Here is a 23395-nt window from a genome sequence, read left to right as displayed (position 1 = left end):
CAAGGGAGGCTTAGGCCTCCCTTGTCATTTCTACCTATTGCTGCTGTCACGTCCGATTACGCCGCCACGCGGCTAATCGGCCCTACACCGGATTGTCGATATCGATAAAGGTCACATCCAGGCCATGTACGGTCGCAAGCCACTCCCCCAGCGCCTTGACGCCGTAACGCTCGGTGGCGTGGTGACCGGCGGAGTAGAAGTGCATCCCCATCTCCCGGGCCGTGTGTATGGTCTGCTCCGAGGCTTCCCCCGAGATGAAGGCATCTATGCCCTGCTCGGCCGCCTGATTGATGTAGCTCTGGCCACCGCCGGTGCACCAGGCCACCGAGCTGATGAGCTCGGGGCCGCTGTCGCCGCAGTGGAGTGGCTCGCGGCCGAGGCGCTCGGCAATCAGCCTGGCGAAGTCGCTGCCGCTCATGGGGGCTTCCAGCTTGCCCACCATGGCCACGCTCTTGCTGTTCCAGGGCTCCAGGCCGCGGCGCACCTTGATGCCGAGCAGCCTGGCGAGCTGGGCGTTGTTGCCCACCTCGGGGTGCACGTCCAGCGGCAGGTGGTAGGCGAAGAGGTTGATGTCGTGGGTCAGCAGGGTCTTGAGACGGCGCTGCTTCATGCCGGTGATCTGGGGCGGTTCCCCGCTCCAGAAGTAGCCGTGATGGACCAGGATGGCATCGGCATCCAGGGCCACGGCCGCATCGATCAGGGCCTGGCTGGCGGTGACGCCGGTGACCACCCGGCGGATGCGCTCGCGCCCCTCCACCTGCAGCCCGTTGGGACAGTAGTCCTTGATGGCGTGAGGCTCGAGCAGGTGATTGAGCACGGTTTCCAGTTTGCGATGAGAGATCATAGGAGTCCCTTGTAAAGGCGCTGCTCCCCCTTGTCTGCGATCAGGCTCTTGTCTGCAGTCACAACGGGGCCCAGGCTCATGATGCCGAGGGCCCCATGATAATCGAGCCGGGCCGGCAAGGCCATGACACCGGCAACAAGGGCTAGGCGGGCAGCTCTATGCCAGCGTCACGCATCTGGGCCAGCTTGTAGCGCAGGGTGCGCGGGCTGATGCCAAGCTTGTCGGCCACCTCCTTGCGGCTGCCGTTGCACTCCTGCAGGGTGTCCAGGATGATCTGGTGCTCCTGCTGCTTGAGCTCGCCCCCCAGTCCCTCCCCCGACAGGCGCTCGAGAGGGCGCACCAGCTCCTCGTCCGTCTCCTCCAGGATCAGATGCTCGCAACCTATGAGCCCCTCGGGGCAGAGGATCAGAGCCCGCTGCACCACGTTGTCCAGCTCCCGCACGTTGCCGGGCCAGGGGTGGGCCAGCAGGCGCTCGCGCGCCTCATCGGCCAGCTGCGGCGTCGGTAGCCCCTGCTGACTGGCATGGAGCGCCAGCAAGTGCTCCGCCAGCGGCAATATGTCGCCGGGTCGCTCCCAGAGCGAAGTCCAGCGCAGGGGAAAGACGTTGAGACGGTAGTAGAGATCCTCGCGAAACAGGCCATCCTGCACCGCCTTCTTGAGATCCCGGTTGCTGGTGGCGATGACCCGCACATCCAGCGGGATCATCTTGCGGCTGCCGAGCCGCTCCACCTCTTTCTCCTGCAGCACCCGCAGCAGCTTGGCCTGCAGCCCCAGATCCATCTCGGTGATCTCGTCGAGCAGCAGGGTGCCCCCCTGGGCCTGCTCGAACTTGCCCGGGCACCCCTGCACGGCGCCGGTGAAGGCCCCCTTCTCGTAGCCGAACAGGGTCGCCTCCAGCATGTTTTCCGGGATGGCGGCGCAGTTGATGGCGACGAAGGCCTGCTCGGCGCGGCTGGAGTGGTCGTGGATGTAGCGGGCCAGCACCTCTTTGCCCGTCCCGCTCGGGCCTGTCACCATGACGGTGGCCTCGCTTCTGGCCACCCGGGTCGCCAGCTGGAACAGCTCGGCGGTCTTGGGATCCCCGTACACCACGGCGCGCTTCTCCACCTTCTGGGCCGGCACATAGCGGCTGACCTGGTTGAGCAGCACCTCGGGGGAGAAGGGCTTGGCCAGATAGTCGATGGCCCCTTCCCGCATGGCGCGCACGGCCCCGTCGATGTTGGCGTAGGCGGTCATCAGGAGTACAGGCACCTGGGGATATTGCTGGCGGATGTTGGCCAGCAGGGTGAGGCCGTCCATGCCTCCCATCTGAATGTCCGAGATCACCATGTCAAAGCGCTGGCGGGAGAGCGCCAGCAGGGCCCGCTCGCCGCTGTCCACCTCGCGGCACTCGTAACCGCCGAGCAGCAGGGTATCCACCAGCGCCTCGCGCAGACCGTTGTCGTCTTCCACCACCAGAATGCGGGCCTGGGTCATGCCACACCTCCAACCACCGGCCCGCAGGCCTTGCACCACAGGGACAAGATGGGATTCATGCTACACCTCCAAGCTGCACCGCTTGCTGATGCAGGGGGAACGACAGGGTAAAACAGGTCCCTTCTCCGGGGACCGAGGCCACGCTGACCTCCCCCTGATGGGCACGCACCACGGATTGCACCACGGCAAGTCCGAGGCCTGTGCCCTGGGAGCGGGTGGTGAAGAAGGGTTCGAAGATCTGGCTGAGCAACTGGGCAGGCATCCCCTTGCCATTGTCGAGGATGCGCATCTCCACCCGGTTGCCGCTGCGCACCGCGCTCACCAAGAGCGAATCGGCCCCGGCCTGTCTGGCGTTGGCGATCAGGTTGTTGATGGCACCGGCCAGGGCGCTGCTGTTGGCGAGCAGGCAGAGGTCGGGCTCAGGCGCCTCCATGTGCAGCGCGCAGCCCTGCTGCTGGCAGAAGGCCTCGGCACCGGCCTGCACCTCAGCCAGCAGCCCCTGTACCGAGACCGGGGCCACCACCTGGTTGTCGCCGTTGCGGGCAAACAGCAGTATGTCGTTGATCTGCTTCTCGAGATCCTGCAGCCGGGCCATCAATTTTTGCTGGAACTGGGTGCGGGATTCCGGTTTCAGGGTGCGATTCGCGAGGTTGGCCGCATAGAGCATGGCGGCGGAGAGGGGGGTGCGGATCTGGTGTGCCAGGGAGGCCGCCATGTTGCCCAGGGCAGACAACCGTTTCATGTGGTTGACCCTGTCCTGCAACTGGCGCGTCTCGGTGAGATCCGTGATGAACACCAGCTGGCCGGGCTGATCCGGCAGCGGCTGGGTGGAGAGTTGCACCCGGCGCCCATCCCGCAGAGAGATCTCGTGACCATCGTCTTCCCTGGGCTGGAAACAGCGGGCGATGATCTGGCGCCAGGCCTGTCCCTCCAGCGGCTCCCCCAGCAGGGTCAGGGCGGCCGGGTTGGCGCGGGTGATCCGCCCCTCCCCATCGAGCAGCAGCACGCCGGTCGGCAGTGCCGTGAAGATGGCATAAAGCTGACTCACTTCGTGTGACTGGAGCGGATTGTCCTGCTGCGAGATTGTCATAAAGCTGACCTCAAACTGGCGATTGGGTAAGCTTATTCAATTTCCATGCCAGTAAATTACTGGTTATATATCAACACCTTGACTCTGGCCGTCAAAGCATTGACCTCAGTTGTCCTTGCTCATGCCGTATTTTTTCATCTTCTCCACTAGCGTGGTGCGGCGCATGCTCAGCAGGTCGGCGGCCCGGGCCACCACCCCGTCCTGGGATTCCAGGGCCTGACGGATCAGCTCCACCTCGAGATCCGCCAGCATCTCCTTGAGATTGAGCCCCTCCTGGGGCAGTTGCATGGGCAGCGGCGCGGCAAGGCCCGGATCCAGCACAGGAGGCGTCTGGAACACGGCGGCCAGGGCATCCCGCTCGTCCATCTCGGTGAGCCGCTCGTCCCTGGGCTCGCTTGGCAACAGACGGTAGCGACCGGGCAAGTCCGCCACGTCGATGATCTGGTTCGGGTAGAGGATCAGCAACCGCTCGATGAGGTTCGACAACTCCCGCACGTTGCCAGGCCAGGGGTACTGCATCAGGGATTCCATGGCCCGCTGGGTCAGGCGGATGATCCCCCTGTGCTGCTCCGCATGGCGGTTGAGCAGCTCCTGCAGCAGCAAGGGGATGTCGTCGCAGCGCTCGCGCAGGGGCGGCGTCTCTATGGGGAAGACGTTGAGGCGATAGTAGAGATCCTCACGGAAACCCTGGGTGCGGATCATCGCCTCCAGATCCCTGTGGGTCGCCGCTATGATGCGCACATCGGCCTGGATGGGCTTGCCGCCCCCGACCCTGTCGAACAGTCGCTCCTGCAGCACCCGCAGCAGCTTGACCTGCATCGGCAGCGGCATGTCGCCGATCTCGTCGAGGAACAAGGTGCCCCCCTGGGCCAGCTCGAAGCGGCCGCGACGGGCGGCGATGGCGCCGGTGAAGGCCCCCTTCTCGTGGCCGAACAGCTCGCTCTCCAGGAGCTCCGCCGGAATGGCACCGCAGTTGATGGGTACGAAGGGGCCGGCGCTGCGGGCAGAGAGTTCGTGGATGGCGCGGGCCACCACCTCCTTGCCGGTCCCGGATTCCCCCAGGATCAGCACGTTGGCGTCGGTCTGTGCCACCTGGCCTATGAGGCGGCGCACCTCCTGGATCCCCCGCCCCTTGCCCACCAGCAGTCGCAACAGGGTCTGGCCCTTGTCGTGCACCTGCTGGCGGGGATGGAGGGAGATGAAGGCCTGACAGAAGTGCAGGTGACGTGTCAGGGACTCATAGGTATAGGGCTCGTCGCTGCCGCCGATGAAGTTGCTGTTGGGGTGATCCGCCTGCATCAGGGAGAGGAAGGGGATGCGGGGGAAGGCGGCCAGCAGCTCGCCGAGGGAGCGCTCCAGCAGCTTGCCCGTCAGTATCCCTTGCAGCGGGCCGGAGGATTCAATGGCCACATCGAGATCGGCTTCCACCACCTCCTGCCAGGGGATCCCCATGAACGAGAGCACGGTACCCAGTTGCTGACGCCGCTGTTCATCGGCATCAACGATCAACACCCCCATAGCCATCATAATTTATCTTCCTTACACACCTGACGCCAAGTTATTGTTTTTTAAGTGCTTATGATATTGAGCTATGCACTGTGTTGCAGAGGGCACAAAGTGCCAAAATTCTGGCGGTTTGTCAAAACTTGTCGCGATCAGCGCGATCCGACCGGGATGGGGATCACACTCAGACAGCCTCTGTCGGCCAGACGCCCTGGGACGGAGTGGAACGCGGTGCAGGAGGTGCAAGGCGCCGACCGCAGCCGGCGCCAGAGAGGGGATCAGTGCCTGGCCTGCTCCTGGGGGGCGGCGTAACGGCACTCGGGGAAACGGCTGCAGGCCAGGAACAGACGACCGGCATGGGGACCCTTTTTCGCTTCCCGCGCCACCAGGGGCGCAGCGCAGCGGGGGCAGTGGGGCGCCGAGGTGGAGGCGCCCTCCTCTTCCTCGTCCGGACCGATGAAGGGGTTGTCCATCAGCACCGGCTCCTGCTCGTCAAGCTGGGGCGGCTCGGCCTGTGGCGCCCTGGGCATGCGCCCCCCGTGGTGGGAGGCACTCAAGTCCACCCCATCGAGCAGCAAGGGATTGAAGGTCGGCTCGCGGCGCTCCCCCGGCAACAGATCCTCCACCGGAAGGCTCGTCTTGACCAGCAGGGGCAGCAACTGCTCGCGCAGCTCGTCGACCTGGTAGTGGCTGCTGGCCGGGATCTGCAGCAGCGGCAGGCCAGCACTGTCACAGGCGGACTTCAGCAAGAGATCCCGCACCTTGCGTTTCTGGTGGCGATGGGCGCTGTCATCGAGTTCGACGGCGCAGAGGAAGGAGAGATCCGTCGGGTGGCAAAGCAGATAGTCAAAGCGCTTGGCGCTGATCATGTCGAACGCCTGCTGCCACTTGCCCTTGCCCAGGCGCGCCTGGGGGGTCAGCACATCCGCCACCCTGACCTTGGCAAAGACCCGGGCCTGGTCGCCGACCGCCAAGTCCAGCACCCCGAGGAAGGCGCGCTCCGCCGGACTGAACAGGGTCTCCTGCAACTCATAGGGCTCGGCCTTGCCCCGCTTGCTCCTGCGCCAGAGGATCACCAGCAGGAGCAGCACCAACAACACGGATCCCGATACGACAAGGCTATTCATAAACACATACCCCGTTCACAAGACATATCCAGTTCATCAAACACGAAGGGGCAACACTCTACCACGGGGGAACCCCGGCAGGCAGAGCTGAAATCACCGCTGCTCCGGCATTCGCGTTTTTTCACTAAATTTGCGTGGAGCGGGCTTCATATGGCCTGTCGCAGCAGGCACAATGCTAGAGCCTATGGACGTTTCGGCGCACAGAGTCGCAGCCAGACGTCAACCGACCCCAGGCAGTCCCATTCAAGGAGAGCAGGATGCAAAAGCAATTGGTCGTCACCGTGATCGGCGCAGACAAGCCCGGCATAGTCGAGAGCCTGGCCGACACCATCACCCGGCAGCAGGGCAACTGGCTGGCCAGCTCCATGAGCGAACTGGCGGGGCAGTTTGCCGGCATCCTGCACGTCGCCGTGCCGGACGAACACTACCGCAGCCTGTGCGAGGCGCTGGTGATGCTGCCGGGTCTCACCGTGAGCTTCGCCGAAGGCCAGCTCAGCCCCGAGCCCGCCCACCAGCTGATGCTGAGCGTCACCGGCAACGACAGGCCCGGCATAGTCCACGAGGTGGCCAGCATATTGCGTCAGCTCAACATCAACGTCGCCGACCTCACCACGGGGTGCGAGCCAGCCCCCCACTCCGGGGCCCCGCTCTTCTATGCCCATGCCCTGGTGGCCCTGCCGCCCCTGCTCGAACTCGACGATCTGATCACGGCGCTGGAGTCCCTCTCCGACGATCTGGTGGTCGACATCGATCACGATCTGACCGAATAACGCGGGTTGTCATAAATTTGTCATGGTTTGACGCCATAACTTCCGCGCAGACGCAACCTGAGTACAGAGGCACCAGATGAGCACCGACAAGCAGTATGAAGAGAAAGAGCTTAGCTGGCTCTCATTCAATGAACGGGTGTTGCAAGAGGCAATGGACAAGACGGTCCCCCTCATCGAGCGGGTCCGTTTTCTGGGGATCTTCTCCTCCAACCAGGATGAGTTCTTCAAGGTACGGGTCTCGGACGTCAAGCGCCGCATCCTCATCAACGAGGTGCACGGTGGCGATGACGAGGCCAAGGTGTTGCTGCGCGCCATCCAGCAGAAGGTGATGGCGCTCGGCGAGGCGTTTGACAACACCTACAAGGAGTTGCTGATCGCCCTGGCCCGCCACAACATCTTCCTGGTCAACGAGAACCAGCTTTCCGAGTCGATCCAGCAGTGGCTGCGGGTCTTTTTCAGGGAGAAGGTGCTGCGCCACATCATCCCCATCCTCCTCAACAAGGAGGTCAACCCGGTCAAGTTCCTCAAAGACGAGCACACCTATCTCGCCATCGAGATGAAGAAGAACGGCCAGGTGATCCAGTACGCCCTGGTGGAGGTGCCGACCGACGATCTGCCCCGCTTCTTCCAGCTGCCGCCGGAGGGGACCCGCCGCAAGAAGCAGATCATCATCCTGGACAACGTCATCCGCTTCTGTCTCGACGAGATCTTCAAGGGCTTCTTCGACTACGACGAGATAGCGGCCTATGCGGTCAAGCTGACCCGGGATGCCGAATACGATCTCTCAGACCAGCTGGACCTCAGCCTGGTGGACAAGATGAGTGATGGCCTCAAGCAGCGCCTCACCGCCATGCCGGTGCGCTTCGTCTATGAGCGGGAGATGCCCGCCGCCATGATTAGCTTCCTGAAACTCAAGCTGCAGATCAGCTCCTACGACGCCATCATGCCGGGTGGGCGCTATCACAACTTCAAGGATTTCATCGGCTTCCCCAACGTGGGCCGGGACTATCTGGAAAACCCCAAGCTGCCGGCCCTCGATTGCCGCGATTTCGACGGTTTCGTCAACGCCTTCGACGCCATCACCAAGCAGGACATACTGCTCTACTACCCCTATCACAAGTTCCACCACTTCACCGAGCTGGTGCGCCAGGCGGCGTTCGATCCGGCGGTGAGCGCCATTCGCATCAATATCTACCGGGTCGCCAAGAAGTCGCGGATCATCCACTCCCTCATCGACGCCGCCAACAACGGCAAGAAGGTAACAGTGGTGGTGGAGCTGCGCGCCCGTTTCGACGAGGCGGCCAACATCGACTGGGCCAACATCCTGACCGATGCGGGGGTCAAGGTGGTGTTCGGGGTGCCCAGCCTCAAGATCCACTCCAAGCTCTGCCTCATCACCCGCCACGAAAATGGCGAGGCGGTGCGCTACGCCCATATCGGCACCGGCAACTTCAACGAGAAGACCGCCAAGATCTACACCGACTTCTCCCTGCTGACCCGCCACCCAGACATCACCGCCGAGGTGGAGGGGGTGTTCGAATACATCGAGTACCCCTATAAACGCTACAAATTCAACCACCTGCTGGTCTCCCCCATCAACAGCCGCCGCCAGCTCTATCGTCTCATCGACAGCGAGCTGGCCAACGCCAAGGCGGGCCAGCCCAGTGGCATCACGCTCAAGATCAACAACCTGGTGGACAGAGACCTCATCAACCGCCTCTATGCGGCCGGTCAGGCGGGGGTGCCCATCCAGATGATCATCCGCGGCATGTGCGCCCTGCGTCCCGGGGTGCCGGGCCTGAGTGACAACATCCAGGTCATCAGCATCATAGACCGCTTCCTCGAGCACCCCAGGGTGATGGTGTTCCACAACAAGGGCAACCCCCAGCTGTTCATCTCCAGCGCCGACTGGATGAGCCGCAACATCGACGGCCGGATCGAGGTGGGTACCCCCATCTACGACGATCGGCTGAAACAACGCATCCTGGACATCCTCGAACTGCAGCTGAGCGACACCTGCAAGGCGCGGGTCATCGATGCTGACCAGAAGAACGAATACGTGAAGCGGGGCAACCGCCGCAAGATTCGCTCCCAGGTTGCGATTTACGACTATCTCAAACGTATCGAGTCAAACAATGGACAATAGTCTGTACGCCGCTGTCGATCTGGGGTCGAACAGCTTCCACATGGTCATCGCCCGCCTCAACGAGGGGCGGATGCAGATCGTCGATCGCATCAAGGAGCGGGTTCGCCTCGCCGAAGGGATGGATGAACAGCGCCGCATGTCGGCGGAAGCCATGGCCCGGGGGCTCGACTGTCTCGCCCTGTTCGCCGAGCGGCTGACCAACATCAAGCCGGATCAGATCCGCATCGCCGGCACCTACACCCTGCGCCGCGCCAGCAACGCCCGCGACTTCGTGCGCGAGGCGGCCGAGGTATTGAACCATCCCATCGAGATCATCAGCGGCCAGGAAGAGGCGCGCCTCATCTATCAGGGGGTCGCCCATACCCAGCACATCGAAGGCCAGGTGCTGGTGGTGGATATCGGCGGCGGCAGCACCGAACTCATCATAGGCGAGGGCTTCGAACACAAGGCCCTCACCAGCCGCAAGATGGGCTGCGTCAGCTTCACCCAGAGCTTCTTTGGCAACGGCAAGCTGAGCGAGAAGGCCTTCAACAGCGCCGTGCTGGAGGCGCAGCACCAGCTCGCCCCCATCATCAACCAGTACCGCAAGCTGGGCTGGCAGAGCTGCCTCGGCAGCTCGGGCTCGATTCGCACAGTGCGCGACGTCTTGCAGGGGGAAGAGTGGACCGATGGCGCCATCACGCTGGCGGGACTGGAGCGGCTGAGAGAGGAGATGCTGAGGCACAAGCGGGTCGACCAGCTCAAACTCGCCGGCCTCACCGAGGAGCGCCAGGGGGTCTTTGCCGCCGCCGTGGCCATACTGCTCGGGCTCTTCACCTCATTGCCCATCGATCGGATGGAGTACTCCGACGGCGCCCTGCGCGAGGGGCTGCTCTATGAGTTCGAGGAGCGGCTGCAGCACCACGACATTCGCGAGCGCACCGCCCTGGCCCTCAGCTCCCACTACCACATCGACAAGCGCCAGGCCACCCGGGTGGAGCAGAGCGTGCTGGCCCTGTTCGATGCCCTGAGCGATCCCTGGGAGATGCCCATCGAGCCCTATCGCGCCATCCTCGGCTGGGCGGCGCGGCTGCACGAGATTGGCCTGGCCATCAACTACAGCGGCATCCATCGCCACTCCGCCTACATCCTGCAGAACACGGATCTGCCCGGTTTCAACCAGGACGATCAGGCTCTGCTGGCGGCCCTGGTGCGCTTCCAGCGCAAGGGGCTCAAGCTCTCCGAGCTGCCCGCCCTGCCCAACCACGACGAGCAGACGGTGCTGCGCTGCATCCGCATACTGCGCCTCGCGGTGGCCGCCCACCACAGGCGCCAGGACAACCTGCTGCCAGAGTGGCGAGTGCAGGCCGCCGGGGATCAGCTGGTGGTCACCCTGCCAACCGACTGGTGCGAGGAGAACCGCCTGCTGATCCAGAACCTGGAGAAGGAGCACCGCTATTGCCAGGAGCAGGGCTGGCCCCTGCTGTTCCAGCTCGGGTGATCGTTCACCTCAAACGAAAAAAGGCAGCCGATGGCTGCCTTTTTGCTTTCTGTCGTTGTCACTGCAGCTCGGGCAGCAGCCACTTGGCGATTTCAAAATAGATGATGAGGCCGGTGCCATCCACCAGGGTAGAGATGAAGGGGGCCGACACCACGGCCGGATCGATGCGCAGCCGACGCAGCACCATGGGGATGATGGAGGCGACCGTCGCGCTCCAGAGTACGATGGCGATGATGGTGAGGGTGACCACCATGCCGATCTCGGGACCGACCCCCAGGCTCCAGGCCCGCACCCAGGCCGCGATGGCGATGGCCACCGAGATGAGCAGACCGGTGGAGAGCTCCTTTTTCAGCACTGTGCCGAGGTTTTTCAGGCTCACCTCCCCCACCGCCATGGCCCGTACTATGGTGGTGGTGATCTGGGTGCCGCTGTTGCCGCCGGTGCCGATGAGCAGGGGGATGAAGAAGGCCAGGGCGATGGCCGCCTCCAGCTGCTCCTCGAAGGCCCGCAGCACTGTGCCCGTATAGGCCTCCGCCACGAACAGGATGAGCAGCCAGCCCACACGCTTGCGCCACAGCTGCCAGGGAGTGGCCTGCAGATAGGGGGTATCCAAGGGGGATGAGCCCCCCTGCAACTCCGCATCCTCGGTGGATTCGAGCTCCAGGATGTCGGCGGCGTCATCCACGTGGAAGACCCCCACCAGACGTCCCTGATCCTCCACCGGCAGGGTCGAGATGTCGCGATCGATCAGCAGACGGGCGGCCAGCTCCTGATCCGCCCGGGCATTGATCCGCACCGCCTCCCGCTCCATCAGCTCGCTCACCGGCCGCAGGGGATCGGCGATCAGCAGGGACTTGAGGGAGACGCTGCCGAGCAGGCGCCGCTCGCCGTCGACCACATAGAGGTGCTGAAACAGCTGGGCCTTGTCCCAGGCGTCGTGGATCAGCCGCTTGGCGCTCTCCACCGTGGTCCCCTGGTCGACGGCCAGGTACTCGTGGCGCATGTTGGCACCGACCGACTCGCTCGGCCAGTCCAGCAGGGAAGCGTAGATGGCCTGCGCCTGGGTCGGGAAGCGGGCCAGCAGCCTGGTGCGATCCTGAGAGCCCAGCTTGCGCAAGATGGCCACCATATCGCGCCGGGGAATGGCCTCCTGCAGCACGCCCACTATGCTGCCATGCAGGCGCAGCAGCAGCTGGCCTGCGCTCTCCGCCGACAGGGAGGCGAGCAGGGCGGCCCCTCGCGGCGCAGGCAGGGTATCGAAGACGCAGTTGAGCTCTTCCGGGCGCAGGGTCAGCAGTTGATCGGCACGCTGCACCGGGTCCAGGTTGTGGTCTAGCCAGCCCTGCAGGGCGGCGAGATCGAGCAGTTGATGACGGTTGAGCAGGGTGTGTGTTTTCTTCATCACAGATATCCTCATGTGATTTCAGGCAGGGCCTGAAGGCAACCGGCTCGCACCGGTCGCTGTCGACAAGAAAACAGCAATTTGATTGACGAGTAACAGGCAGGAAATGACGCCGTCCGGCGTGTCTTCATCCCCACGTACCAGCTTTAGCACTGCATAACGTATCCGGCACGCCGGAAGCCACTTGGGTTGACACCTTAATCCGATGAAAACTGTCCTGATCTTGGGCGTCTCTGGACGTCGTGAGATCAGTGGCCTGTGTTTATGCAGGAGCCTCGCCTAACGAGATGCTGCGAAAAATGCGCGCCACCTGGGTGGTGCGGGCGGCATCATCTGTCCGGGGCCTCCCCGAGTCAAGGCCATTGGGCTGCTGGCAACGGGTTGTTACAAATTGGAGGGGGAAAGGGCAGTAGGTAGAGCGGACTCCCCCTGCCGGGGGAGCCAGCCATCAGCGGATGTAATCGAACAGGGTCAGCTTGCTTATCTTGCCGAAGGCGAGCTGGGAGGCGCTCATGGCCGCGTCCTCCTTGGAGAGCGCCGCAATCACCTCGTACATGTCCGCCTCGGAGACCTTGGCCCGCGCCTGCTGGTTCAGGGTGCTGAGGCCATCGTTCGACCCCATCACCTGCTCCAGGCTGTTCATCCGGCCACCCAGCTCGCCGAGCCCCCTGTCTATCTTGGTCCTGGCGTTGTTCATGTGGGTGGTGGCATCCGCCACCGCCAGCTGGAAGCCGTCAGCCGAGAGGCTGGGGTCGCGCAGGGCGGTGAGGAAATCGGACATGCCGTTGAGCACGCTGTCGTTCTTCGGCTTGTCCAGCACTAAGGTCTGATCCGCGCCCCCTGCCGGCAGGTCCAGGGTCAGCTCCAGTCCGTTGAAGGCTATCTTGTTGCCCGCGCTGTAGTCCCCGTCCTGGATCAGACCACCGCCGCTGTCCCGGATCTCGTACCTGTCCGGCGGTCCCACCTGAGTGCTCACCGTGAACTGGTTGCTGGCAAGAGACGAATCGTAGTTGTTGCGATAGAAGCTCTCGAAGTTCCCCTGATCCCCCACCCCTACCTTGATGTTGGCGCTGGTGCCACTGGCGGTGCGCCGGGTCGCCACCATCTCGAACAGATCGAAGCCGGAGTCATTGGCCGGGATCTGCACAGTGGAGGAGACCTGGATGCTGCGCTGCCCGGTGTCCCCCTGGAACACATAGTTGCCGCTCGCATCTTTCACGAAGGGCTGGGTCTTGCTCTGGTTGCCGCCGAAGATGAACTCCCCCTGGGAGTTCTTGCTGTTCATCAGATCGAACATCTGCTTTTGCAGCCCCTCCAGCTCGCTCGCGATGGCGTTGCGCTCCTCCGAGCCCATGGCCGAGCTGTTCGCCTTCTGGATCAGGGTCTGGGCGCTCAGCATGGCGTTGTTGAGGGAGGTGAGCACAGTCTCCTCGTGGCCCAGGCTGTTCTCCAGCAGGCTGCCGTTGACGCCGTATTGCTTGAAGAGATCGATCTCCTTGGTCAGCGCCAGCTTCTGGCTCATGCCGGCGGGGTCTTCCCCCGCCCGGGAGAACTTGTCCCCCGAGATCAGCTGCTCATAGGCGGTATTCTGGCGCTCGCTGACCTTGCCCATGGAAGCAAGGTTGCGGTCATAGATCATGTTGGTGGTGATGCGCATGACTTACCTCACGGAAGACAACAGGGTATCGAAGATGGTCTTGGCGGTATTGACTATCTGGGCCGAGGCCGCATAGGACTGCTGGAAGCGGATGAGGTTGGCCGCTTCCTCCTCCAGGTTGACCCCGGAGACGCTCTCGAAGATGGCGGTGCTCTGGGTCAGCTTGGCCTCATTGGCCTGCAGCAGCGTCTTGGCCTGGCTGGCCTTGTTGCCCACCCCGGTCACCAGGGCGCTGTAGGCGTCGTTGAAGGTCATCTTGTCGTTGCTGGTGGCGGCGTTGTTGTTCTTGCGCACCAGCTCCTTGTTCTGCAGCTCCGCCAGCGCCAGCCCGTTGCCGTTGTCGGCAAAGCCATCCTTGTTGTAGCTCAGGGTGAAGCTGTCGTTTGCTTCCACCTTGCCGGTGATGCTGAAGTCGTAGCCCGGGGTCAGGGCCGGCACTATGGGCGTCCCCAGCGGCATCTCGAGGGCGGACATCAGGTTCTGCCCCTTGCTGGAGGCAGGGGCCACCCCGAGCAGGTTGTTGTTCTTGTCATAGACCTCGTAGTTGCCGCTGCCGTCGATCTTGATGACCTGGGGAGCGTTCGGGTCCAGGGCATTGGTGCCAAAGCCAGACCCAGTGCCTGTGTTGTAGACACTGTTCACCTTGATCTCGCCCGAGCCCAGGTTCTGGGAATTCTTGTCCGCCTTGATGGGGGATGCCAGGGCAATGTCTTCCGGCCTGGTAGCGGCCTGCTCCATGCCAGCGGCGGCGTGCTTGGTGGGTTGCAACACTATCTTGTCGCCCCCGACCGGGGTGCCGGACAGGTCGATCTCGATGCCGTGCCCCGCCACCTCGAACTTGGCGGGGGGGGTGGTGCCAGTCGCCACCGAGGTCCGCTGGCCTGAGCCGTCGATGGAGAAGACCTCATAACCGGTGGCGCTGTTGAACTGCACTTCGTAATCGAAGGTGGTCACCTCTGAGCCCTTGCCGGGCACGAAGTTCACGCTGGCCGCCCCGTTGCCCTGGTTGCCGGCATAGGGGAGCCCCTGGCTCCCCTTGAGGGAGAAGAGATCCCCCCCCAGCTCGTTGTCCAGATCCATGCCGAGGCGGTTCTGCTGGTTCATGGCATCGGCCATGGCGACCGCCAACTGGCCCAGCTCCCGCTTGGCGGGCTCCAGATCGTTGCGCGCCGTGAAGAGGCCGCCGATGGCGCCCCCCAGATCCTTGTCATTGATGTTGGCCTGGTTGGCCCCCAGGGTGAGTTGCAGCCTCGCATCCCGGGAATCCGGGCTGCCCGGCACCACCTTGAACTGGGCCACGCCGCCGTCCAGCACCAGGGAGTGCCCCGTGCTCATGTTGACCAGCATGCTGCCGTTGGGCTGGGTCACGGTGCGGACTTCCATCTTCTCGGAGAGCTGGCGGATCGCCTCGTCACGCTGATCGAACAGCATCAGGTTCTCCTCCGGCGAGCCCTGGGTGCGGACTATGGCCTGGTTCAGATCGTTGATGCTGCTCAGCAGGCTGTTCACCCTGTCCGTCTCGTCCCCTATGGTGGAGTTGATGGTGTCGCTCTGCTTGTCGAGCTGGGCGGAGAGGGTGTGGAAGCGATCAACCATGCCGCTGAGCTCGCTCAGGGTGGTCTTGCGCCCGCCCACTTCCGCCGGCGATTCGTTGGCGGTGTGGAAGGCCTTGAAGTAGGAGGTGATGGTGGTGCCCACGCTGTTGCTGGCATCCCCCAGCAGGCTGTCGAGCTGGAACAGCTGATCGTAGCGCGAGCCTGCGGCATGGTAGGCGGAGGTATCGCGGCGCACCTCAGCCTGGGCGTAGGCGTTGATGACCCGCTCGCTCACCATGTCGCCCGTGCCCAATCCGACGGAATTGGTGTAGATCAGGGTGCGTTCACGTACATAGCCCTGGCTGTTGACGTTCACTATGTTGTTACTGGTGGTCTGCAGCAGTCGCTGCTGGGCCAATACACCCGAAGTCCCGATTCCAAGCAGATCGCTTGCCATAGCTTACAGCTCCATCTCTGTGTTCCTGGTCGCAGCGTTGCCGGGCATCGAGTAGCCGGCGATGGCATCACTGCGCAACACTTGTTTAAGTTTGCTGGCGTACTGGGGATCGGTGGCATAACCGGCCTGCTGCAGCGCCTCGAAATAGCGATCCGGACTGTCCACCTTGGCCAGCGCCCCCTTGTAGCGGGTCCCCGAGGTCAGGAAGTCCACATAGTCGTTGAAGCTCTCTTCAAACGACTCGTAGGAGCGAAACGCCGCCTTCTGGCGCGACGCCACCCCTTGCTCGTACTCCAGGGTGCTCACCACGGCCTTGGGCCCTTCCCAACGGGGATCGGCCTTGATGCCGAACAGGTTGTGGCTCATCTGCCCTTCCCCATCCTTGATCACCCGCTTGCCCCAGCCGCTCTCAAGGGCTGCCTGGGCCACCAGTACCGCCGGGCTCAGTCCCAGCTTGTCCGCCGCCTTCTTGGCCAGCGGCATCAGGCGCTCGACAAACTCCTCCGGACTGTCGAACACCTTGGCGCTCTCATCCAGGGCCGAGGCCCGCGGGCTGCTGCCCATGGGAGGCACGGTACGATGGGGGCGTCTGGGCAGGTTCAACGGAGACTCGGCCCCATTCATCTCGCTCTTCATTTCGTTATCAGCAAAATCTTTGCCAACTTTGGAGGCTGCGATCAGATCGTTGGAGGCGCTGGGGGCTTCATAGGGTTTGTAGACCCGCTCGGTGCGCTGGGGCAGCTTGAGAACCCGGCCGTCGTTATGGGTGAAGGTCTTCTCGGGAGAGAACTGCTTGGCCACCATCTCGGCGATGCCAAGCCCCCCCTTGCTCGACATATCGGAGACCCGCTGCTCGTCCAGCATCCCCTCGTAGAACTGGGTGTAGCTGCTGTTCATCGGGTTGTCCTGGGTCAGCACCGAGTTGGCCTGGCGCATCCCCTTGAACAGGGTCTGGGTGAAGATGGACTCGAACTGGCGGGCCGCCGCCATCAGTGCCTCTTGCTTCCCTTCCTTGCTGTGGCTCATCTGGCGCAGCTTGTCCAGGTTCTGAACGTCCTGCACCATGCCAAGATTGATACCACTTTGGGTGTCGAACTCTGCCATAACCTTCCTCTTTGCCGCCCGTGGCAACCTCTTGCCGCTCAAGAAATGACTGTTTTACCTATTGGCTCTCTGGGCTGGCTGCTGCGCCGCCAACCCAGAGACTCGCCGGGACAGCCTGTTACAAGATGACCAGCTGTCCCTGAATGGCGCCCGCCTGCTGCAGGGCCTCCAGGATAGCCATCAGATCCCCCGGGGCTATCCCCACCTGATTCACCGCCCGCACCAGATCGTCCAGGGTCGCCCCCGTGTCGAGCTTGAACATACGCCCCGGATCCTGCTGCACGTTGATGGTGGAGTTGTTGGTGACCGCCGTCTCGCCCCCCGCCAGCGGATTGGGCTGGGAGACCTGCTGGTTCTCGGCTATGGTGACCGTCAGGCCCCCATGGCTGATGGCGGCGGGCCGCAGCTTGACCTCGCTGCCGATGACTATGGTGCCGGTGCGCGAGTTGACGATGATCTTGGCGGACTCGGTGGCCGGATCCACTTCCAGGTTTTCGATGGTCGCGAGGTAGGAGACCCGCTGGCTAGGATCCCGCGGGGCAAACACCTTGATGGAGGTGGCGTCCAGGGCCTGGGCCGTATTGGGACCCACCAGATCGTTGACCACGTCGGCCACCCGGCGGGCCGTGGTGAAGTCGGGCCGGTTCAAGTTGAAGGTGATGGTGTCCCCCTGGGAGAAGGAGTTCGGCACTTCACGCTCCACTGTCGCCCCGTTGGCGATGCGCCCCACTGTCGGGGTATTGACCACCACCTTGGAGCCATCCGCCCCCTCGGCCCCGAGACCACCGACCACCAGGCTGCCTTGAGCCACCGCATAGACGCGGCCGTCCAGCCCCTTGAGGAAGGTCTGGAGCAGGGTGCCGCCCCGCAGACTCTTCGCCTCGCCGATGGCGGAGACGGTGACGTCTATGGTCTGCCCCGGCTTGGAGAAGGGGGGCAGATCGGCGTGAATGGCCACGGGCGCCACGTCCTTGATCTTGGGCTTGATGTTGTCCGGCACCTTGATGCCGAAGTTGTTGAGCATGGTCCTGAAGGTCTGCTCGGTGAAGGCGTTGTTCTTCTCGCCCGTGCCGGGCAGACCCACCACCAGACCGTAGCCGATCAACTGGTTGCTGCGCACCCCTTCCACCGAGCTGAGATCCTTGATGCGGGAGGCGTGCGCCAGCCCGAGCGGCAAGATACAGCACAGCAGGCCGAGCAAACGGAGTCGGTTCATGACATCTCCTAACTAAACCATTCCGGCCCCGGGTCGCCACTGACGACCCGGGGCCCGAGTATTAAATGGGCCACCAGGGACCGTTGAAGAAGCTGGTCAGCCACCCCTGTTCCTGGGTGTTGGCCAGATCGCCGGTGCCGCCGTAATGGATGCGCGCATTGGCGACCCGCTGGGACGAGACGCTGTTCTCCGAACTCACGTCCTCCGGGCGCACCAGACCGGTGATGCGGATGTATTCGTTGCCGTTGTTGAGCATGATCCACTTCTCGCCGCGCACCAGCAGGTTGCCGTTCGGCAATACCTTGATCACGCTGACCGAGATGTTGCCCTGCAGGCTGTTGCTCTGATCAGCCTTGGCCTGGCCCTTGAACGCGCTGCTCTGGCCGATGGAAGCCGACAGATCATAGGCGCCTGCCGTCACCGGCACCCCGCCCAGAGTGACGGGTTCCAGCTCCATCTTGTTGTTCTTGCCGCTCTGGGTATTGGCCTTCTTCGACGCCGAGGTCGATTCCGCCAGCTCTATGGTGATGATGTCACCCACTCTATGGGCCTTGATGTCCGAGTAGATGCCGTTGACCTGTTCGGGCTGGAAGATGGCCCCGGTCGGGCGCACCGACACCGGCTCCGACTCGCCATACACGGGGGCGAATTCGGGGTCGTCGGGTCTGGCGGTATTGGGGGTGCTGGTACAGCCTGCCAGTGTCAGCAGGCCCAGCATCCATAGGGCTTTCATCATGGGCCTCCGCTTATGTTTCAGGATTAGGTGCGCTGGGTCAGGAAGGACATCATCGAGTCTACAGCCGAGATGACCTTGGAGTTCATCTCATAGACGCGCTGGGCCTGAATGAGGTTCACCAGCTCCTCGGTCACGTTGACGTTGGAGGTCTCCAGCATGCCCTGCTTGACGACCCCCAGGCCGTCCGCACCGGCTGTGCCCTGGATGGGGGCGCCGCTCGACTGGGTCTCGAGGAACAAGTTCTCCCCCATGGGTTGCAGGCCGGTCGGGTTGACGAAGTCGGTGGTGTTGATCTGGCCCACCACCTGTGACTGACCATCCCCCTTGAGCTGGACGGACACCTGACCATCCTCCCCCACCGTCACGCTCTGGGCATTCTCGGGGATCTGGATTTCCGGCTGCAGCGGGTAGCCGTTGCCCGGGGTGACTATGGTGCCCTCGTCATTGAGGGTGAACTGGCCGTTGCGGGTGTAGGCCGCGCTGCCGTCCGGCAGCTGGATTTCGAAGTAGCCGCGGCCGCTTATCATCAGATCCAGGGAGTTGTCCGTGGTCTGGACGTTGCCCTGGCTGTGGTTTTTCTGGGTGGCGACCACCTTGGCCCCCGCCCCCAGCATCAGGCCGGAGGGCAGCTCGGTATCCGCCGAGGAGCGACCACCCGGCTGGTTGATGTTCTGATAGAGCAGATCCTCGAAGATGGCGCGGGCCTTCTTGTAGCCCACAGTGCTGGCGTTCGCCAGGTTGTTCGAGGTGACCGAAATGTTGGTCTGCTGGGCATCGAGGCCGGTCTTGCTGATCCAGAGTGCAGGATTCATTTCATCTTCCTTAATTAGCGGATCTAGGGTGCAGGGTCATGTCATCTTTTGATGTGCGAATCCAGAGTGCAGAGTTCATGTCATGCTCCTTGATTAGCTGATACGCAGCAGCTGGGTTTGTGCCTCGTCATTCTCCTCGGCGGTCTTCATGATCTTGACCTGAGTTTCGAACTGACGTTGCAAGCGAATAAGGTTGGTCATCTCGTCGACCACGTTGACGTTGCTCCCCTCGAGGGAGCCGGCGATCAGGCCCACCTCGGCAGAAGCGGCCTCCTTCTGGCCATCCTTGCGACGAAACAGGCCATCCTGGCCCTTCTCCACCGCATCGCTCGGGGGATTGACCAGCTTGATGCGCTGGAAATCCTCCGGCAGGTTGGCGGCGGCCCCCTCGGGACGGCCGCTGATAGTGCCATCCCGGTTGATCTCGATCTTCTCCATGGGCAGCGGCAGCACTATGGGCTGACCGGCGTCATCCACCACGTTGAGCCCGGTGGAGGTCTGCAGATTGCCGGTAGCATTGAGCTGCAGATTGCCCATGCGGGTATAGGCCTCTGCCCCATTGGGATCCTGCACCGCAATCCAGCCCTGGCCGTCGACGGCGACGTCAAGATCCCGCCCCGTGGTCTGCAGCAGGCCGTGCTGCAGGTTCTGACCCGGCCGCTCCGTCATGGCGAACACCCGCGTGGGCAGTCCTTCGCCAAACGCCTGCATGCTGCGCGCCTGCTCGAAGTCAGACTTGAAGCCTATGGTGTTGGCGTTGGCCAGGTTGTTGCCACGCACAGCCAGGCTGTTCATGTTCTCCTTGGCCCCGGACATGGCGATATAAAGCAGGTGATCCATGGGATCCTCCGTCAAACAGATGACTCTCGCAGGACAACTGCAAATTGAGTGCCAAGAGATATGGGAAGGGCGAAACAGCGGAGGAAAAAGCGCCGCATCGGAAACGACAAGGGGCGCATGAGCGCCCCTTGCAACCGCGAAAAACCTTAGCGGATCTGCAGTATGTTCTGCTGCAGTGAGCTGTTCACTTCCAGCGAACGGGAGTTCGCCTGGAAGTTGCGCTGGGCGGTGATGAGGTCCACCAGCTCAGTAGTCAGATCCACGTTGGACTGCTCCAGGGCCGACGACTTGATGGAGCCGAAGGTGCCGGAGTTCGGGGTGCCCGGCAGGGCATCACCGGAGAGCAGGGACTGGCGCCAGGAGGTGTCCCCCACCTGGGTCAGCCCCTGGGAGTTGGCGAACTTGGCCATGGCCACCATGGCCACCTTGACGGTGGTGGCATTGCTGTAGGTCGCCGAGACTATGCCGTCTGCGGTGATTTCGACCTTGGTCAGCCGGCCGACGGTGGAGCCATCCTGGGTCAATTTGTTGACCTCGAACGGCGAGGCGTACTGAGTCACTGTGCCGAGCTTGAGCTCGATCTCCTGGGTGCCATCGGCACCATTGTTGATGATACCGGCGCCCGGGGTGCCCAGCGGCTCTGTCTTGATGATGGCTGGCGTGGTGGGAGTCTGCATCTTGCCGGAGGCATCGAAGGTGACGCGGGCGCTCAGAGGGGCCTGGCTCAGGCCGGTGGCCATGGTGGTGGCGGCACCACCCACGACGTCGATGGGCTTGTCCCCTTCATACATGTACATGCGCCAGGCCGTCGGGCTCGCAGGCTGGGTCAGGTTCGCGGGATCCGCCTCCTTGACGAAGTACTGGGTGATGGTGTGCGGCTCCCCCAGGGAGTCGTAGACCACCACAGAGGTGGAGGAGGAGTAGGTGCTCGAATCCTTGGGGTCGAACTTGGAGGCATCGGCGGCGCCATTGCCCGCTGCCAGCGGCGAGGCGGTGGACGGCAGGTTGAAGCTGGCCTCTATCTGCGAGGTCTGGACCGGCTCACCGGCCTTGTCCGGGATCTGGATGGGCTTGGTCGCGTTGATGCTCACCGCCTTGGGAGTGCCATCAGAGTTGATCTCGTACCCCTGCAGGTAACCGCCGGAGTTGCTGACCATGTAGCTGCTTTCGTTGAGCTTGAAGGCGCCGGAGCGGGTGTAGCTGCGATCCAGGTTGGTCAGGCCATCGGAAGTCACGAAGAAGCCATTGCCCTGGATGGCGAGATCCAGCGCGTTGTTGGTGAATTGCAGCGCCCCCTGATGGAACTGCTGCGCCACAGCCCCCGTCGCCACACCGTTGCCGACCTGGGTCTTGGCATTGACGAAGATGGAGTTGGCGTAGACGTCGGCGAACTCGGCGCGGGACTCCTTGAAGCCGGTGGTGTTGACGTTGGCAATGTTGTTCGCGGTGACGTTCAGGTCTTTTTGAGCCGCATTGATGCCGCTGAGGGCATTGTTGAATGACATGTCTTTCTCCTTAGATCACTGCGTTAGGGGTCGGCGTCGGTGTCGCAGTCGACTTGCCGGTCGTCCCGCCAATTTCCAATACGTCGGTCAGATAGATGCCACCCAGTCCCTTGAGCTTGAGGGTGCTGGGGTTGGTGCTGGTGCCCAGGGTGACGCTCTCCACCTTGGCATAGGTCAGGGCCGGCACGCTCTCGGACTTGCCATTGACGGTGGCGTGCGCCTCTATCGAATACTTGCCGCTCTTGGCCAGGTTGCCGTCCTTGTCCTTGCCATCCCACTCGAAGGCCACATTCCCCTTCTGGTCCCCTTCGATGGAGAACTCCTTGATCACCTGACCGCTTTCGTCCTTCACCGTCACCTTGACGTTGCTGCCACCGTCCCCGGTGGCGATGACGCCGGAGAGGGTGCTCCCCTTCTCCAGATAACCGGTGTTGGAGGGTATGAGCACGTTCTGACCCACCAGGGCCGAGGCCTGCAGCGCCTGGCTGGAGGTCATCAGGCTGTTGAGGCTCTCCATCTGGGTGGAGAGGCTGCTGATCCCCTGGGACGTCGACATCGAGGTCATCTGGGAGAGCATCTGGGCGTTATCCACCGGCTTGAACGGATCCTGGTAGGAGAGCTGCATGGTCAGCAGCTTCAGGAAAGACTCCTGATCCAGCTCCTTCTTCTGGGTCGGGGTGTTGGTGGTATTGGTCTGGGCGGACGACGTCCGGTTGACCCCCAGCAGGCTGTCATAGGTATCTGCCACTTATGATTCCCCCTCTGTCCGGGTTTGCCGGGCGCCATACAGGTCGAACCCATGGTCGCGGTCATGCAGACCGTCACTGCTCTCTCTCATCCGGGTTCACCTCTATCAGGACTTGCCAAGGCCGAGCGTCTGCTGCAGCATCTTCTTGGCCGCATCCGCCACCTGGACGTTGGTCTGGTAACTGCGGGAGGCGGCTATCATGTCCGCCATCTCCTCCACCATGTTGACGTTGGGCTTGAAGATGAAGCCATCCTTGTCCGCCATGGGGTGGTTCGGGTTGTACTCCTTGAGCAGCGGCGCATCGCTCTCGACTATGCCCTTCACATCCACCCCTACCGAGGCCTGCTTGTCTGACATGGCCTGATCCAGCTGGGCGGCAAAGACTGGCCGCCTGGCATGGTAAGTTTTTTCCACGCTGGAGCTGACGCTGTCGGCGTTGGCCATGTTGCTGGCCACCGTATTGAGGCGGACGGACTGCGCGCTCATGGCAGAGCCTGCAATGTCAAAGACCTTGAACAAACTCATTACTGATCTCCTTTCAACGCCTTGAGCAGGCCGCTTATCTTGCCATTCATGAATTCGAGGGAAGCCTGGTACTCGAGGCTGTTGCGCAGGAACTCGCTGCGCTCCTGTTGCACATCCACGGTATTGCCGTCACCTGTATCCGGTTGCAGGGGGTTGCGATACTGGGTCGACCCGGGGGCATCCATCTGCAAGGCGAAATGCTTCTCGCTGGTGGTGGACAGCCCGAACCCTTGCTGGCTCTGGGCATCCTGCAACGCCTGGGAGAAGTTGATGTCACGGGCCTTGAAGCCCGGCGTATCCGCGTTGGCGATGTTGCTCGATAACACCTCCGCACGCTTGGCGCGAACGCTCAGCGTGTACTGGTGAACACCGAATGCCTTGTCGAATGAAATTGCCATAGCGCACCTCCTGCTTCACGAAT

General features: G+C 62.8%; 20 protein-coding genes and 1 riboswitch. Of the genes, 3 read left to right on the top strand and 17 right to left on the bottom strand.

The annotated features are described in order from the left end of the window. Nucleotides 1-82: 82 nt before the first annotated feature. From Aeroheme_RS07585 to Aeroheme_RS07565, 5 genes are all read right to left on the bottom strand, one after another. Nucleotides 83-844: a Nif3-like dinuclear metal center hexameric protein gene (locus Aeroheme_RS07585; protein WP_411167011.1), complete on the bottom strand. Its 762-nt coding sequence runs from the start codon at nucleotides 842-844 to the stop codon at nucleotides 83-85. Between the two features lie 142 nt (nucleotides 845-986). Continuing rightward, complete coding sequence (locus Aeroheme_RS07580; protein ID WP_025327523.1) at nucleotides 987-2321, bottom strand: sigma-54-dependent transcriptional regulator; 1335 nt, start codon at nucleotides 2319-2321, stop codon at nucleotides 987-989. A 55-nt stretch (nucleotides 2322-2376) separates the two neighbouring features. Further along, nucleotides 2377-3411 (bottom strand): sensor histidine kinase, encoded by a 1035-nt coding sequence (locus Aeroheme_RS07575; protein ID WP_163135139.1) that lies wholly within the window; start codon nucleotides 3409-3411, stop codon nucleotides 2377-2379. A 105-nt stretch (nucleotides 3412-3516) separates the two neighbouring features. Beyond that, the gene (locus Aeroheme_RS07570) at nucleotides 3517-4938 is read right to left on the bottom strand and encodes a sigma-54 dependent transcriptional regulator (RefSeq protein WP_162627173.1); all 1422 of its coding nucleotides are present in this window, start codon (nucleotides 4936-4938) and stop codon (nucleotides 3517-3519) included. A gap of 254 nt (nucleotides 4939-5192) precedes the next feature. Beyond that, nucleotides 5193-6041 carry a DUF2726 domain-containing protein gene (locus Aeroheme_RS07565; protein ID WP_411167010.1) on the bottom strand — a complete coding sequence of 283 codons (849 nt, stop codon included), beginning with the start codon at nucleotides 6039-6041 and terminating at the stop codon, nucleotides 5193-5195. A 257-nt stretch (nucleotides 6042-6298) separates the two neighbouring features. On the opposite strand from Aeroheme_RS07565, the gene Aeroheme_RS07560 reads away from it, so the two are divergent. From Aeroheme_RS07560 to ppx, 3 genes are all read left to right on the top strand, one after another. Next, nucleotides 6299-6811 (top strand): glycine cleavage system protein R, encoded by a 513-nt coding sequence (locus Aeroheme_RS07560; protein ID WP_163153905.1) that lies wholly within the window; start codon nucleotides 6299-6301, stop codon nucleotides 6809-6811. Between the two features lie 76 nt (nucleotides 6812-6887). Beyond that, complete coding sequence (gene ppk1 / locus Aeroheme_RS07555; protein WP_106886365.1) at nucleotides 6888-8957, top strand: polyphosphate kinase 1; 2070 nt, start codon at nucleotides 6888-6890, stop codon at nucleotides 8955-8957. After that, entirely contained in the window at nucleotides 8947-10437 is a 1491-nt protein-coding gene (gene ppx, locus Aeroheme_RS07550; protein WP_411167009.1) for an exopolyphosphatase, read from the top strand. The genes ppk1 and ppx overlap by 11 nt, the downstream gene beginning before the upstream one ends. Nucleotides 10438-10495: 58 nt before the next feature. On the opposite strand, the gene mgtE is transcribed toward ppx, so the two are convergent. From mgtE to flgB, 12 genes are all read right to left on the bottom strand, one after another. Next, nucleotides 10496-11839, bottom strand: a complete 1344-nt coding sequence (mgtE, locus tag Aeroheme_RS07545; protein WP_411167008.1) for a magnesium transporter — start codon at nucleotides 11837-11839, stop codon at nucleotides 10496-10498. Between the two features lie 124 nt (nucleotides 11840-11963). Next, nucleotides 11964-12133: riboswitch (M-box (ykoK) riboswitch) on the bottom strand. Between the two features lie 154 nt (nucleotides 12134-12287). Next, nucleotides 12288-13496 (bottom strand): flagellar hook-associated protein FlgL, encoded by a 1209-nt coding sequence (gene flgL / locus Aeroheme_RS07540; protein WP_163149759.1) that lies wholly within the window; start codon nucleotides 13494-13496, stop codon nucleotides 12288-12290. Nucleotides 13497-13499: 3 nt separating this feature from the next. Continuing rightward, entirely contained in the window at nucleotides 13500-15488 is a 1989-nt protein-coding gene (locus tag Aeroheme_RS07535) for a FlgK family flagellar hook-associated protein (protein WP_411167007.1), read from the bottom strand. Nucleotides 15489-15491: 3 nt separating this feature from the next. Then, nucleotides 15492-16592, bottom strand: a complete 1101-nt coding sequence (gene flgJ, locus Aeroheme_RS07530; protein ID WP_167402228.1) for a flagellar assembly peptidoglycan hydrolase FlgJ — start codon at nucleotides 16590-16592, stop codon at nucleotides 15492-15494. A gap of 118 nt (nucleotides 16593-16710) precedes the next feature. Further along, a complete protein-coding gene (locus Aeroheme_RS07525; protein ID WP_234569703.1) occupies nucleotides 16711-17808 on the bottom strand; it encodes a flagellar basal body P-ring protein FlgI in 1098 nt (365 codons plus the stop codon). A 61-nt stretch (nucleotides 17809-17869) separates the two neighbouring features. Continuing rightward, nucleotides 17870-18541 carry a flagellar basal body L-ring protein FlgH gene (flgH, locus tag Aeroheme_RS07520; protein ID WP_111910119.1) on the bottom strand — a complete coding sequence of 224 codons (672 nt, stop codon included), beginning with the start codon at nucleotides 18539-18541 and terminating at the stop codon, nucleotides 17870-17872. Between the two features lie 26 nt (nucleotides 18542-18567). Continuing rightward, nucleotides 18568-19356: a flagellar basal-body rod protein FlgG gene (gene flgG / locus Aeroheme_RS07515; protein WP_033131136.1), complete on the bottom strand. Its 789-nt coding sequence runs from the start codon at nucleotides 19354-19356 to the stop codon at nucleotides 18568-18570. Between the two features lie 93 nt (nucleotides 19357-19449). Continuing rightward, entirely contained in the window at nucleotides 19450-20196 is a 747-nt protein-coding gene (gene flgF / locus Aeroheme_RS07510; RefSeq protein ID WP_111910120.1) for a flagellar basal-body rod protein FlgF, read from the bottom strand. A 146-nt stretch (nucleotides 20197-20342) separates the two neighbouring features. Further along, nucleotides 20343-21701, bottom strand: a complete 1359-nt coding sequence (gene flgE / locus Aeroheme_RS07505; protein ID WP_106886358.1) for a flagellar hook protein FlgE — start codon at nucleotides 21699-21701, stop codon at nucleotides 20343-20345. 10 nt (nucleotides 21702-21711) lie between these two features. Then, nucleotides 21712-22449, bottom strand: a complete 738-nt coding sequence (locus Aeroheme_RS07500; protein ID WP_106886357.1) for a flagellar hook assembly protein FlgD — start codon at nucleotides 22447-22449, stop codon at nucleotides 21712-21714. A gap of 105 nt (nucleotides 22450-22554) precedes the next feature. Further along, nucleotides 22555-22974 (bottom strand): flagellar basal body rod protein FlgC, encoded by a 420-nt coding sequence (gene flgC, locus Aeroheme_RS07495; protein ID WP_005329775.1) that lies wholly within the window; start codon nucleotides 22972-22974, stop codon nucleotides 22555-22557. Continuing rightward, complete coding sequence (gene flgB / locus Aeroheme_RS07490) at nucleotides 22974-23372, bottom strand: flagellar basal body rod protein FlgB (RefSeq protein WP_005329774.1); 399 nt, start codon at nucleotides 23370-23372, stop codon at nucleotides 22974-22976. Before flgB ends, flgC begins: the two co-directional genes overlap by 1 nt. Nucleotides 23373-23395: the final 23 nt, after the last annotated feature.

The sequence above is a fragment of the Aeromonas sp. DSM 116730 genome, assembly GCF_046581335.1.
Classification (GTDB): domain Bacteria; phylum Pseudomonadota; class Gammaproteobacteria; order Enterobacterales; family Aeromonadaceae; genus Aeromonas; species Aeromonas rivipollensis.
This window is presented reverse-complemented; position numbering and strand designations above follow the sequence as displayed.

What these genes read in the sequence shown, in the direction of transcription:
- ppx (WP_411167009.1), top strand. Translation starts at nt 8,947, where the DNA reads ATGGACAATAGTCTGTACGCCGCTGTCGATCTGGGGTCGAACAGCTTC.
- flgF (WP_111910120.1), bottom strand. Translation starts at nt 20,196, where the DNA reads ATGGATCACCTGCTTTATATCGCCATGTCCGGGGCCAAGGAGAACATG.
- Aeroheme_RS07580 (WP_025327523.1), bottom strand. Translation starts at nt 2,321, where the DNA reads ATGACCCAGGCCCGCATTCTGGTGGTGGAAGACGACAACGGTCTGCGC.
- Aeroheme_RS07570 (WP_162627173.1), bottom strand. Translation starts at nt 4,938, where the DNA reads ATGATGGCTATGGGGGTGTTGATCGTTGATGCCGATGAACAGCGGCGT.
- mgtE (WP_411167008.1), bottom strand. Translation starts at nt 11,839, where the DNA reads ATGAAGAAAACACACACCCTGCTCAACCGTCATCAACTGCTCGATCTC.
- Aeroheme_RS07535 (WP_411167007.1), bottom strand. Translation starts at nt 15,488, where the DNA reads ATGGCAAGCGATCTGCTTGGAATCGGGACTTCGGGTGTATTGGCCCAG.
- flgJ (WP_167402228.1), bottom strand. Translation starts at nt 16,592, where the DNA reads ATGGCAGAGTTCGACACCCAAAGTGGTATCAATCTTGGCATGGTGCAG.
- flgH (WP_111910119.1), bottom strand. Translation starts at nt 18,541, where the DNA reads ATGAAAGCCCTATGGATGCTGGGCCTGCTGACACTGGCAGGCTGTACC.
- flgB (WP_005329774.1), bottom strand. Translation starts at nt 23,372, where the DNA reads ATGGCAATTTCATTCGACAAGGCATTCGGTGTTCACCAGTACACGCTG.
- flgL (WP_163149759.1), bottom strand. Translation starts at nt 13,496, where the DNA reads ATGCGCATCACCACCAACATGATCTATGACCGCAACCTTGCTTCCATG.
- Aeroheme_RS07575 (WP_163135139.1), bottom strand. Translation starts at nt 3,411, where the DNA reads ATGACAATCTCGCAGCAGGACAATCCGCTCCAGTCACACGAAGTGAGT.
- Aeroheme_RS07525 (WP_234569703.1), bottom strand. Translation starts at nt 17,808, where the DNA reads ATGAACCGACTCCGTTTGCTCGGCCTGCTGTGCTGTATCTTGCCGCTC.
- ppk1 (WP_106886365.1), top strand. Translation starts at nt 6,888, where the DNA reads ATGAGCACCGACAAGCAGTATGAAGAGAAAGAGCTTAGCTGGCTCTCA.
- flgG (WP_033131136.1), bottom strand. Translation starts at nt 19,356, where the DNA reads ATGAATCCTGCACTCTGGATCAGCAAGACCGGCCTCGATGCCCAGCAG.
- Aeroheme_RS07565 (WP_411167010.1), bottom strand. Translation starts at nt 6,041, where the DNA reads ATGAATAGCCTTGTCGTATCGGGATCCGTGTTGTTGGTGCTGCTCCTG.
- Aeroheme_RS07560 (WP_163153905.1), top strand. Translation starts at nt 6,299, where the DNA reads ATGCAAAAGCAATTGGTCGTCACCGTGATCGGCGCAGACAAGCCCGGC.
- flgE (WP_106886358.1), bottom strand. Translation starts at nt 21,701, where the DNA reads ATGTCATTCAACAATGCCCTCAGCGGCATCAATGCGGCTCAAAAAGAC.
- flgC (WP_005329775.1), bottom strand. Translation starts at nt 22,974, where the DNA reads ATGAGTTTGTTCAAGGTCTTTGACATTGCAGGCTCTGCCATGAGCGCG.
- Aeroheme_RS07585 (WP_411167011.1), bottom strand. Translation starts at nt 844, where the DNA reads ATGATCTCTCATCGCAAACTGGAAACCGTGCTCAATCACCTGCTCGAG.